The organism is Bacillus sp. OV322, assembly GCF_900112495.1.
Classification (GTDB): Bacteria; Bacillota; Bacilli; order Bacillales; family DSM-1321; genus Peribacillus.
The window spans coordinates 37,457-49,692 of the sequence record NZ_FOMA01000010.1 but is presented as its reverse complement, the minus strand read 5'-3'; the positions used below and the strand labels follow the sequence as shown (position 1 = coordinate 49,692).

Genomic DNA, 12,236 nt, shown 5'->3' with positions numbered 1-12,236 from the left:
AATGCCTTCATATCTAAATGAATGTCATACATTCATTTAGGTTGATGAACATTAAAAAAACCGATTCATCAATATGAGGATAAATCGGCTTGCAAGTTTATCTTGTCCAGTTTTTTATGGATTATTGCTTTTTTTGAACAGGATGTCCGGTTAAAATTTTATGATTGCATTGACATAGGATGGAATGCTTGAGTTTTTTAATAGGAGATCCGCAATTTTCGCATATTTTTACAGCAGCCATTCTGGTGTCCTCCTCTTCTTGCTATAGTTCTTTAATATATATTATATAACATTATAATTAATAATCAATATTAGTTTATAATTATTATAAATTACTTCTGTTTTTCACCTTCTTTATCCCTTTCCGGATTTCTTCTCTATCATCAAAATATATATGTTCTCCCTGAATGATCTGATAAGTTTCATGTCCTTTTCCTGCAACAAACACGATATCTCCAGTCCCCGCCTGTTCAATTGCTTTGCCAATGGCCGTTCGGCGGTCCGCTTCCTTACAATAGGAAACATGTTCCCCTGTAAAGCCTGCCGCAATTTCATTTATGATATCATCAGGATTTTCATCCCTTGGATTATCTGAAGTGATAATGACATAATCGCTGTATTTTTGCGCAATTGCTCCCATAACTTGTCTTTTGCCCGTATCTCTATTTCCTCCGCAGCCAAAAACCGTTATGATTCTTCCTTGTGCAAATTCCTTCAGTGCCGTAAGCGCCTTTTCCAGTGCATCTGGAGTATGGGCATAATCTGCAATGGCCAGGAAATTTTGTCCATCATCAATGATTTCCATTCTCCCTGGTGCATTCCCGCCCTCCCTTACGCTTTCCGCAATTGTATCCAGCGAGATTTTTTCAGCAAGAGCAGCGGCTGCAGCGAGAATATTGTATAAATTGAACCTTCCAATCATCCTGGTTTTGATATGCTTATGTCCATCAGTAGTAATCAATGTAAATTCCGTACCAGCTGCAGTCATCTTTATGTCTTTTGCCATAACATCCGCTGACGTTTCAATTCCATAAGAAATAACTTCAGATGCAGTTATTCTTTTAAAATAGGGAGCTGAAGAATCATCATGGTTAATAACGCTGTACTGCTTTTCTGCTTCGGATGAAAAAATGCCATTCCCAAGCCGGCTAAATAAAAGGCCTTTGGTTTCCCGGTAAGCATCCATTGTGCCATGGTAATCAAGATGGTCAATTGAGAGATTTGTAAAAATTGCTGTTCTGAAATGAGTCCCTATCACTCTTCCCATATCAAGCCCCTGTGAAGTGACTTCCATCACACAGTACTCTGCTTGTGCATTCCGCATTTTCCGGAGATTTCCCTGCAGAACGGGAGGCTCCTGAGTGTTGATGTCTGTTTCAAAAAGCTTTCCGCCTATACTGACACCGATATTTCCCATCATTCCCGTTTCTTTTCCGGCTTTTTTAAGTATAGATTCTAAGATATGTGAAGTAGTTGTCTTTCCATTCGTACCAGTGACTCCAATCACTTTCATTTCCTTGCTTGGATTCCCGTAAAAAGCTGCTGATAATATTGACATAGCAGCGCGAACATCTTTAACAAATATTTTAGGAACACTAACATTAACATCTCTTTCAAGCAGCAGTGCCGCAGCACCTGCATCAACTGCAGCCTGGGCGTATTGGCTCCTGTCCTCTAAAAATCCCTTTATCCCCGGAACACACATAAACAAATCTCCAGGTTTCACTTTTCTGGAATCCATTTTAAGACCGGTAATTTCTGTTTGTTCATCTCCTGAAATATCTGCGTGAAAAAGATGAGAAACAAGCTCTCTAATTTTCATAAACACACTTCTTTCTCCTGGTAATTAAACAATATTCCTGATTTTTCAAACAATATGGCAGTTCCCTTATTATTCTCCCCGCATCCATTATATTCCTTCTTGGGTTTATGCGAGCTTTATCCTTCACAAAAGAAAGAATTATTTATAAAATATAAAAAACAGATAAAATTTATAAGAAAGGTGGGGATTAACTTGCAGAATACAGTGCGGACCATTCCCCGTCCCCTTGTCAGGACAAATCAGTGGTTCATTGTGTTAAGCGTACTATCTTCTTGGATTTCAGGACAGGAGTGGATTCTGGCCATCCCTTTACTCGCCGGTCTGCTTGGTCTGGTTTTCAATTATAATCCTGTTATGAGGCTTGCAAAACTGTTTCTAAGGAAATCTCCTTCTTCATATATACCGGAGGAACATAGCCAGCAGCAATTTAATCAGGTCATCGCTGTTGTGTGCCTTGCCCTTGGTTTAGCAAGCTTCCTTATAGGGTGGACGATAGCGGGATATGTTTTCACCATTATGGTAGCACTAGCCGCCTTTGTTGCCATCCTTGGCTTTTGCATCGGATGTTTTATCCGCTTTCAGTGGCAGCAATATCGATACCGCAAATCTAGATCCGGAACGTAAGATACTAAAAAAAGGTTCCCTCCATAGGGGGAACCTTTTTTTCATTTTCGAGCTTAAGGGCCGGCTTGGGCGCCTCCCCATTTATAAAGCTGTTTGATTTCTTTTTTTAATCCAATAGCCTGCTAGTATAATAATCAGGATCAGCACTGCCTGCGGCACTAGAGTTTCTGCCGTAGGATAAAGTCCAATCCATTCAATGAATGGGAAAGAATGAATCGTATGTGCAGAAATAAGCTGTGAAACCTGGAGAGAATGAATGCTGATTCCAAGTACTTTAAAGGACAATACGTAAATCAGTAATGTTGCAGCCATGAAGAATAAGCGGATTGGCACTTTCACACTGTAATGAATGATGATAAATCCAATTACCGCCAGAATGGCAAGCGCAATTACAATTCCAATAACAAGCTGCTTTAAACTCATATATGGCGCCATGCCTGTATAAAAAATGATGGTTTCAGCACCTTCTCTAAAAATGGAGAGAAAGCTGATAAAAGCGAAAGAGAATAGGCTTCCTGTAGCAATGGCCTCTCCCATCTGCTTATTAATATAACGGTTCCAGCCGTTTACATTGGATTTGCTGTGAAGCCAAGCGCCTACAGTCAGCATCATGATGACAGCCGCAATTCCGACCAGGCCTTCAATATATTCCCTGCTTGAAGCGGCTGTGATTCTGGAAAATAGAATGTTTATAATGACAGCGAGCACGGAGCTTGCAGCAAGTCCTGCTGCGACACCTGCCCATATCCATTTTTGCTTGTCTCCCTGATTTACTTTCTTCAGGAAGGATAACAGCGTTGCCACGATCAGGAGAGCTTCTAATCCTTCTCTGAGAAGAATCAGGGCAGCATCCCACATGGAATAGCTGGTATCTTTCAGTAAGGGATTCAGTCTGTCATGCAAATCTTCAATAATGGCCTTCGCCTCTTTTGTTTGAGGTTTTTTGGATTGAAGCAGTGAGATGCTTGAGGGAACCTTCGTTTCCATATCACTGTAAAGTTTGCTGTCCCTTGTCGAAACATCACCTTCAACCATCGGCCAAATGTTCAGGATTTGATTAAGGCTGCTTATTGCCTGTTTATTCTTGCCGTCTTCTATGTAGTCTTTACTTTGTTCTAACCGCTCGGAAACATCAGTTAATGAATAATTTCCTTTTATAGACTTTTTGATGTTGCCAGTCAGCAAACCATTGATTGATTCTTTCAACTCTGCTATATTCTCTTTTGCCTTTGCAGGATCTGCAGGCTCCTGGGTAATGGCAATTCTGACGAAGGCCATATACTTCTCAATATCACCATACGATGCAACACTTATCTTGCGCACATCATTTTCTGCATCAGTCCATGCAGACATAAGATTTTGGTATTCTGATTTTGCAGCATTGAAGTCTTTACTTTCCACCTTAGACTTCAAGCTGTCAGCTATAGGAAGCATGGCTTTAACACGTGCTTTTCCCTCACTGCTGTCATCAGGTTTCTGCTCCTTATCATAGGCAGCGAGAGAGCCTGAAAGAGCAGAAAGAAGGGTATTGATTTCTGCAGGATTCCCCCCTGCTTTTAAGGATTTTTCTACTTCAAGAAGATGTTTATCCACCCGTTTTGCTTTTTTACCCTCTTTTTTGCTTGAATTCCATTCTTTGCTGAACTGGCTCATATTTACGGAAACGGCTTTTAAATCCCCTGCTTTTGCTTTCATTAAGCTGTCGCCAATGTACATAAACAGTCCGTCCGTATTATCCTCGGCATGTCCTGTAGGGGCAGCGCCAAACAGCATGCACAAACAAAAAATTAATATGGCTATCGATCTTCGTTTTGGGGATATCATCGAGTTTCTCTCCTTCAAGAAAGAGGACACCATTATGCAAATAGTGTCTCTCCTATATATCCGCCCTGTTTGACTCCCGGCAAGCAGGCAAAAATGGCACTGCCGCGGTGAACGGTATATTCATTTAGTTTATCGTTTTTAGCAAGGCGTTCCTGAATGGGGATAAACTGTTTGCTTGGGCTTTTCTGAAAACAAATGAACAATAGGCCAGCATCAAAGCTGCCTGTTTTGGGATCCATGCCATCAGCATATGAATAGGCTCTCCGCAGAATTTGCTGCTTTCCATCTCCATGGGCAGAACTCATATGGGAAGCAGCAGGTATGATGGACTGTCCGTTTTCATCCTTTTTTTCAAAATCTGCTTTATCAAATTCGCGCAGCGAGCCTAGCGGCGCCCCGCTGTCCCGATGTCGGCCAAATGTTTTTTCCTGTTCCTTCAGCGTCGTCCTGTCCCAAACCTCAATAAACATTTGAATGCGCCTGACGACCATATAGCTGCCGTTAACCATCCAATCTTTATCGCTGCCAGGGGTAACGAAAACCTCGTTATTCATGTCTCTGGCTTTTTTGACGTCCGGATTGACGGTCCCGTCTTTAAATCCGAATAAGTTCCTTGGGGTTTCCTTTCCATGATCCGCCTGCTTTGAACGCTGAAATCCCGTTTGTGCCCAGCGGATGACAGCTTTTCCTCTTGCAATTCTCACAAGATTACGAACAGCATGAAAGGCCACCTGAAGATCATCGGCGCATGCCTGGATGCAGATGTCACCGCCTGACCATTTATCCTCAAGTGCATCAAGTGAAAACGCAGGGAGCTCTTTTAGTTCCTTAGCCTGTTTATGCTTTAAACCGTATCGGTCTTTACCCTCTTTCATAAAAAGGGTTGGCCCCACCCCGAAAGTAATCGTTAAGTTTGATGGCGATAAACCAGCCGCGTCACCTGTATCCTTTGGCGGAAGAAATCCGTTTGGGGACTGGTCTCCTACCGGTTTGCCTTTTGTCAGCCTTGCAGCAGCCTCTGTCCAGTCCTTGAATAATTGAATCAGTTCCAGCCTGTTTGAAGCTGTAGTATCCAACGAAACAAAATACAGGTGATTTTGTGTTTCTGTAACAATTCCTGACTGATGCTTCCCATAAAAGGACACGATGTCCGTACCCTTATCTGCCTGGCTGCGGTCCGCCTCAGCATTCGCCAAAGAAAGAATGCCGCCGAGGCCCGATGCACCTATCAGCACGCCGACACCGCCTGCGCCTGCCGTTTTCAGCATATCTCTTCTTGTGAATTTTTTATTCAATAAGGAAGGTTCATGTGGTGTTTGTTCTGGTTTTTTTGCCAATCAGGATTCCTCCGTTACAATTCCGATTTGGGACAGCGGTTCAGCCAGCGCATCGATTGCCTGGCTCAGCTGCTTAACCTCATCTTCCTTTAGTTCTGTATAAAGCTTATAGCCGTTTCCAGTTTTATGCTGATTCAGCAGAGAATAAACTGCTTGGAAATGCTTTGCAATATTTTCGGATACTGCTGCATCTTTCTTTTCCAGCACAGGCTTTAATAGCTGATAGATTTTTTCTGCTCCCTGGACATTTGCAGCGAAATCATAAAGATCGGTATGTGAATACCTGTCTTCTTCTCCAGTTACCTTGGAAGTGGATACTTCATTCAATAAGTCCACCGCCCCTGTAATCAACAGTTCAGGAGTTACCTCAACAGCCTCCACCTTTGCCCGCAGCAGTGTCACATCCTTCATCAATTGATCAGCATATACTTCGCTGCCTTTGGTCGTTTTGTCCATCCACAAACCTTTTTCAATACGGTGATAGCCAGTCCAGTCCTTCTCCGGAACGTCTCCTTCTCTGGCATCTATTTTTGGATCAAGGTCTCCGAATGCTTCAGCAATCGGCTCGGATCTTTCGTAATACATTCGTGCGGGTCCATATAATTCCTGCGCTTTTTTCAAATCCCCCGACTTAACAGCATTTGTAAAGTTTTCCGTAGCTTTTACAAACTCCTCAATTTGGCCAAGTGCATATTCTCTGTATTCGGATGAAACGCCTTTAAGTTCCTTTTCTGAAACAGACTCAGCAGGTTTAGCTGATTCCTTTTCAGGTGATTTGGTTTCTTTGGTCCCAGCACAGCCAGCCAGCAGACTGATAGATACCAAGAGTGCGGCAGTCTTTTTTAAATGTTTCATATGTATGGTTTCTCCTCTATTTACATTGGTATGATATTACCTCCATTCTAACAGATATTGATAATCATTTTCAATTAAAAATAGAAAAGAATTGTAAGTTTATTGTTAATGAAGAACAGCACCGAAACATGGATGCCCTTTAAGTGTCTTTTTGTCTCCGTCAGTGTCCGCCCTTTGTTAATTTAAGATTTTCTTCATGCATGATTTGCGAAAGGTGCACGATGAAGTCATTAAGCAAGGAAAGTTCTTCTTCATTATAGCGGGAACAGTATTCCTTTGTGGCACGCGAAAGCGAGGTGTAGTGCTGCTTGATATCTTTTTGGCGCTCTTTTGCCGGAACGATGATGACTCTTCTAAGGTCTTCCGGGTCTTTCTCTCTTTTTACATAGCCTGCCGTTTCCAGGCGGTTAATCAGCGCAGTCACAGAGCCTGAGCTTAATCCTGTAATTTTGGCCAGCTCTCCGGCAGTGATGGGCCCAGTTTCATTTAATATATCGGCGGTTTTTAAATCCGTATGTACAACACCCAATTTGTAAGCTACGTTCTGCTGAAAAAGTACAGTTCTAGTGCTGAATTTACGCAGACTTTGCGACAAACTCTCTGTCAGTTCTTCTTTACTGTAAAATTCCCTTGACATATATAAGCCCCTCTCACTACACTTAAAATTATCTTGATAATCAAGATAATCCTGTTTTATTATATTTATTTTACCGAAAAGCAATCATCTTTGTAAAACACTCTGGAGTTTATTTATTGGAAGGGAGATTGAATATGGTTACTAGTGATCAAAAACAGAAATATATTGTAGCCGGACTTTTATTAGGCATTTTGATGGCCGCCATGGACAACACGATTGTCGCGACAGCCATGGGAACGATCGTTTCGGATTTAGGAGGCTATGATAAGTTCATTTGGGTTACCTCCGCCTATATGGCAGCCACGATGGCAGGGATGCCAATATTCGGGAAGCTTTCCGATATGTATGGCCGCAAGCGGTTTTATGTCTTCGGACTGGCTGTTTTCCTTATAGGATCAGCACTATGCGGAATTTCGCATAATATTATTCAGCTTAGTATTTTCCGTGCAATTCAGGGGATTGGCGGCGGTGCGCTTATGCCGATTGCCTTCACCATTGTGTTTGATATTTTCCCTCCTGAAAGACGGGGAAAAATGACTGGTTTGCTTGGCGCAGTTTTTGGCGCTTCAAGTGTACTTGGCCCTCTTCTAGGGGCGTATATTACTGAATACATTACCTGGCATTGGATTTTTTATGTAAATGTTCCGATAGGATTATTGTCTTTGTTCTTTATCGTTCGTTATTATAAAGAATCAAAAGAGCATAAAGAACAAAAAATTGACTGGGGAGGAGCCATTACACTGGTCATTTCCGTTGTCAGCCTGATGTTCGCACTTGAGCTTGGCGGCAAGAAATATCAGTGGGATTCAATCCAGATCACCGGTCTGCTTAGCAGCTTTTTGATCTTTATCCTTCTCTTCTTTTTATTTGAAAGACGTGCCAAAGATCCTATTATTTCTTTTTGGCTGTTTAAGAAGCGCCTCTTCGCAGCTTCCCAGGTTTTAGCTCTCTTTTACGGCGCGACATTTATCATCCTGACAGTGTTTATTCCTATATTTGTACAGGGGGTATACGGCGGATCTGCGACAAGTGCAGGATTCATTTTGACGCCAATGATGCTTGGCTCTGTCGCCGGCAGTGCAGGCGGAGGGATTTTCCAGACTAAAACGACCTTCAGGAACTTAATGTTCGTTTCTGTTGTTTCCTATTTTGCAGGAATGTTCCTATTAAGTACACTTACACCAGACACCAGCCGTTTCCTATTAACTATCTATATGATTATCGTAGGCTTTGGGATGGGCTTTTCCTTCTCCCTCCTGCCGACTGCAAGCATTCACAATCTCGAGCCAAGATATCGCGGTTCGGCCAACTCGACAAATTCATTCCTCCGCTCTCTCGGAATGACATTAGGCATTACAATTTTTGGGTCCATCCAAAACAATGCATTTACTGATAAACTGAAGGATGCCTTCAAGGGAATGAAAGGTGCCGGCTTTCAATCGCCTGTGAACGGTGAAAATGCCCAAACCTTATTCCAATCAAGCGAACGTGCAAAAATCCCTTCCGTTATATTGGATAAAATCTTACAGGCTATGTCGGATTCAATTACCTTTACATTCACCCTTGCTTTAATACCGATTGGACTAGCCGCAATTGCTGTCTTCTTTATGGGCAAAGCCCGCGTCAAATCTGCTTCTCTAGAAGAAAAGACGAAAAAATCTGTGTAAAAAAAGGCACTGGAACCCCGTTTCAGTGCCTTTTTTCTGATGTATATAAATTGAAAAATCTACCGTAAGAACTTAAAATATAAGCAGACGCACTAAACGAGGTGGATACGATTGAAGATCATTTGTTTTGGTGATAGCTTAACAAGAGGCATTACATTCGTCAAAGGGCGAATGAGAATATTAAAGGATAATTATCCGAGCGTTCTCGGTAAATTGACCGAATCCATTTCTGGTATCGAAATCCTTAATAAAGGCGTTTTCAACGATAACTCCGACTTCCTTGTAAACCGGCTGGAAAAAGATGTGCTTGCAGAAAATCCCGATGCCGTATTGATCAGTGTAGGCGGAAATGACTGCAACTTTAAATGGGAAGAAGTGGCGCTTGAGCCAGATGGAAACCATCAGCCCATTGTCCCCCTTGACCGTTACCTGGAAAATCTGTCTTTCATGGTCAGGGAATTCCAGACAAGGCATATAACCCCTTATTTATTGACTCTCCCTCCATTAGACCCGACCCGTTATTATCGTTCGATTGCTGACAGATACGGTCCATCCATCGGTCATTTTGTTTCTTTTGTAGGCGGCATTGAACACTGGCACGGCATGTATAACCGCAGGCTGAAAATGCTTGCCAAGGAGCTGAATGTTGCACTCATCGATGTCCGTTCCTTCATTAAGTCAGCCGGTGATCTTAATCTTCTAATAAGTGATGATGGCATCCATTTAACAAGGGAAGGCTATCTTAAAATGAGCCAGGCAGTCCTTGAAAACTTAAAGAAACAACAGCTCATCCCCGAGCCGCTGAAAAGCTGAAATACATGGCAAAAAGGCAAAGCAGATGCTTTGCCCCTATACTCCCTGCTCTCACAGGCTTTTAATCTCTGTATTCTCAGGAAGCTTAAATGGATTTTCGGAATTGATCCGGTCATAAAACATTTTTCCGTTCAAGTGGTCCAGCTCATGCTGAAACACAATGGCAGGAAAGCCCTTCAAACGGAAGGTCACTTCCTCGCCTTTAATGTTGAACGCCTTTGCCTTTACCCGTTCATATCTCGGCACATAGCCTTTTACATCCCTGTCTACCGACAGGCAGCCCTCGCTCTGAGGCAAATAGATCATGGAAGCGGACGTGCTTATAATCTTTGGATTAATCAGGCACTCTTCATAAAGCTTGCCGTCACTATCTGTAAAGTACATCACAAACATCCGTTTATTCAGACCGATTTGGTTTGCCGATAAACCAATTCCCCCGCGCAGGTTATATTTTTTTGACATGACCGGATCCTGGCTGTTTTTAAGGAACTGCATCATACAGGCCAATGTATCCTTATCATCTTCATCAAGCGGCAGGCTTACCTCATCCGTAATTTCGCGCAGGATAGGATCGCCTTCTTTTATAATATCTTTCATAGTCAGTATATAATCTGGTTTAAACTTATTCATACTGCAATAATCATCTGCCTTTACATTAAAATCTTTAAGCATCGCCAGTCAGCGTCTTCTTAGAGGCTTCTTTTTACCACATACAATTCTACTTTATCATTCCTATGTATGCTTGTCTAACAGCTGCCCCCTAGCCATCTTTTTATATTAAAATCAAGTAAAATGAATTTTAAACCTCTTTTTTAAAATTAGCATAATTTACCTCTAGTTTTAGTACTAATTACCTATGTATAATAATTATAAATTTTCTATACTGGATATATATTCAAAAAGGAGATGGAATATTGAACTCAAATTCAAAATTTGTTTCGAAGCTGCTGCCAATATTTTTGGCTTTCATTGTGATAACTGCTGGAATAGCATGGTATACCCTTTCAAGGACTGGGCCTGCCGAGATCCCTTTTTCATCTGTTGAAAAAACGATCAAAGATCAGCATGGCAAACCTGTATCCCTGCAGGAGAAGCCAAATGGCACTCTTACCATTGGCACAGACAGCGGAAAGTTTGTTTCTCATGTGCCTCCAAACAGTCAGATGGTCAATAAACTTGTCGAAACTTATAATGTTCAATATTCATTTTCATCTACCAGCAGGACAAGCGCCTGGCTGCTTGGCGGTTTTGTTGCTTTAATAGTTGCTGCTGCCATTTTCATACAGCAAAAAACTAAAGGCGGTATTGGCGTCGGCAATAAAATGAAAAACAGCCTTTCTGCTGCAAGACCTCTCCCATCCATCACACTCAAGGATGTCGGCGGACTGCAGACAGAAATCAAAGACGAAATTCTCCAGACTCTGACTATCTTAAAAGAGCCGGAACGCTCTTCAAAAATTGGAATTAAGCCGCCTCAGGGCATTTTACTATACGGGCCGCCGGGAACTGGAAAAACACTGCTTGCCCAGGCCATCGCAAAGGAACTCGATGCAAACTTCTTTTCAACAAGCGGTTCAGCATTTAATGAAATGTTTGTCGGAGTCGGTGCTTCAAGGGTGCGCAGTCTCTTCCAGAATGCAAGAAAACAGACACCCGCGGTCATCTTTATCGATGAGGTGGATGCTCTTGCTGCAAGAAGGAAAGCAAACGGAGGAGAAGAAGGGGAAAAAACCCTGACTGAACTTCTGGTACAGCTTGACGGAGGACATCCAAATGACGGGATTTTATTCATAGCTGCTACTAACCGGAAGGATATGCTGGACGAAGCCTTTCTGCGTCCCGGAAGAATTGATTTCTCTTTTCAGGTGCCTCTTCCGGATACAAAAGGAAGGAAAGAAATTATCAGCATACATGCCAAAGGCAAAAATCTTGCCGAGGATGTTTTAGCATCCTTGGATGAACTGGCTGAAAGCACTTCTGGATTTTCAGGTGCGGATTTAAGCTCATTATTTGATACAGCTTCCAGAAAGGCTTTGAGAAATGGACAGGAAGCCATTCATAAAGAAGATATGGATTATGCGATAGACCGTACAATATTGGGAAGCACCTCCCGCACTCTGAATGATTGGGACACGAAAAAAAGAGTCGCAATCCACGAAAGCGGACATGCTTTAATTGCCTCTCTGACAAAGCCGGGATCAGTGCGTAAAGCAACCATCATTCCTCGGGGAGAAGCTTTAGGCTATGTTGCCCCTATTTCCAAAGAGCTTCATCTTGCAACAAGCAGCGAATTGCTGGATCAGGTCAAAATGATCCTTGCCGGCGGTGTAGCTGAACGCATGTTTTTGGGCGAGCACAGCATAGGCGTATCAGGAGACGTAAAGCAGGCCAAACATGTTCTCGAACAAATGGTTGAAACTGGATTGCTGCAGGACGGCTTCACCCTGACCTTCAACAAAGGGCAAAAAGAAGTAAAAATGCAGGAATTATTCCAGGAAGCCATTCTTCAAACAGAAGAACTGATAGATGTACACCGTGTCCAATTCCAGAACCTTGTGGAAACACTTCTCAAGAAGGAAACGCTCGAAGGAACAGAAGTTGATGAAATTGTTCAGGCAAACTCTCCGGATCTTGTTTTAGCATAAAAGCGAAATGCC

At 42.4% G+C, this 12,236-nt stretch carries 10 protein-coding genes; 4 read left to right on the top strand and 6 right to left on the bottom strand.

Going from position 1 to position 12,236, the window contains the following annotated elements; all coding sequences use genetic code 11:
• Window positions 1-325 precede the first annotated feature (325 nt).
• Window positions 326-1,822, bottom strand: coding sequence for a UDP-N-acetylmuramoyl-L-alanyl-D-glutamate--2,6-diaminopimelate ligase (locus tag BM126_RS20080; RefSeq protein WP_090991218.1), 1,497 nt, complete (start codon window positions 1,820-1,822; stop codon window positions 326-328).
• Between the two features lie 192 nt (window positions 1,823-2,014).
• Here BM126_RS20080 and BM126_RS20075 point away from each other — a divergent pair, with 192 nt between their 5' ends.
• On the top strand, window positions 2,015-2,446 hold the full coding sequence (locus BM126_RS20075; protein ID WP_256213204.1) for a DUF4395 domain-containing protein: 432 nt from the start codon (window positions 2,015-2,017) through the stop codon (window positions 2,444-2,446).
• 81 nt (window positions 2,447-2,527) lie between these two features.
• On the opposite strand, the gene BM126_RS20070 is transcribed toward BM126_RS20075, so the two are convergent.
• The 4 genes from BM126_RS20070 to BM126_RS20055 all read right to left on the bottom strand — a co-directional run bounded on the left by BM126_RS20070 (window position 2,528) and on the right by BM126_RS20055 (window position 7,099).
• Window positions 2,528-4,270 carry an FTR1 family iron permease gene (locus BM126_RS20070; RefSeq protein WP_090991177.1) on the bottom strand — a complete coding sequence of 581 codons (1,743 nt, stop codon included), beginning with the start codon at window positions 4,268-4,270 and terminating at the stop codon, window positions 2,528-2,530.
• Between the two features lie 32 nt (window positions 4,271-4,302).
• Entirely contained in the window at window positions 4,303-5,607 is a 1,305-nt protein-coding gene (efeB, locus tag BM126_RS20065) for an iron uptake transporter deferrochelatase/peroxidase subunit (RefSeq protein WP_090991176.1), read from the bottom strand.
• Window positions 5,608-6,462: an iron uptake system protein EfeO gene (efeO, locus tag BM126_RS20060; RefSeq protein ID WP_090991175.1), complete on the bottom strand. Its 855-nt coding sequence runs from the start codon at window positions 6,460-6,462 to the stop codon at window positions 5,608-5,610. It lies immediately after the preceding gene.
• A 160-nt stretch (window positions 6,463-6,622) separates the two neighbouring features.
• Entirely contained in the window at window positions 6,623-7,099 is a 477-nt protein-coding gene (locus tag BM126_RS20055; RefSeq protein WP_090991174.1) for a MarR family transcriptional regulator, read from the bottom strand.
• Between the two features lie 134 nt (window positions 7,100-7,233).
• On the opposite strand from BM126_RS20055, the gene BM126_RS20050 reads away from it, so the two are divergent.
• Both BM126_RS20050 and BM126_RS20045 read left to right on the top strand, forming a co-directional pair.
• On the top strand, window positions 7,234-8,766 hold the full coding sequence (locus tag BM126_RS20050; RefSeq protein ID WP_090991173.1) for an MDR family MFS transporter: 1,533 nt from the start codon (window positions 7,234-7,236) through the stop codon (window positions 8,764-8,766).
• Between the two features lie 111 nt (window positions 8,767-8,877).
• Window positions 8,878-9,579, top strand: a complete 702-nt coding sequence (locus BM126_RS20045) for an SGNH/GDSL hydrolase family protein (RefSeq protein ID WP_090991172.1) — start codon at window positions 8,878-8,880, stop codon at window positions 9,577-9,579.
• Window positions 9,580-9,630: 51 nt separating this feature from the next.
• Here the strand turns inward: BM126_RS20045 and def are convergent, their stop codons facing one another.
• Window positions 9,631-10,209, bottom strand: a complete 579-nt coding sequence (gene def, locus BM126_RS20040; RefSeq protein ID WP_090991217.1) for a peptide deformylase — start codon at window positions 10,207-10,209, stop codon at window positions 9,631-9,633.
• 284 nt (window positions 10,210-10,493) lie between these two features.
• Here def and BM126_RS20035 point away from each other — a divergent pair, with 284 nt between their 5' ends.
• The gene (locus BM126_RS20035) at window positions 10,494-12,224 is read left to right on the top strand and encodes an AAA family ATPase (RefSeq protein ID WP_090991171.1); all 1,731 of its coding nucleotides are present in this window, start codon (window positions 10,494-10,496) and stop codon (window positions 12,222-12,224) included.
• Window positions 12,225-12,236 lie beyond the last annotated feature (12 nt).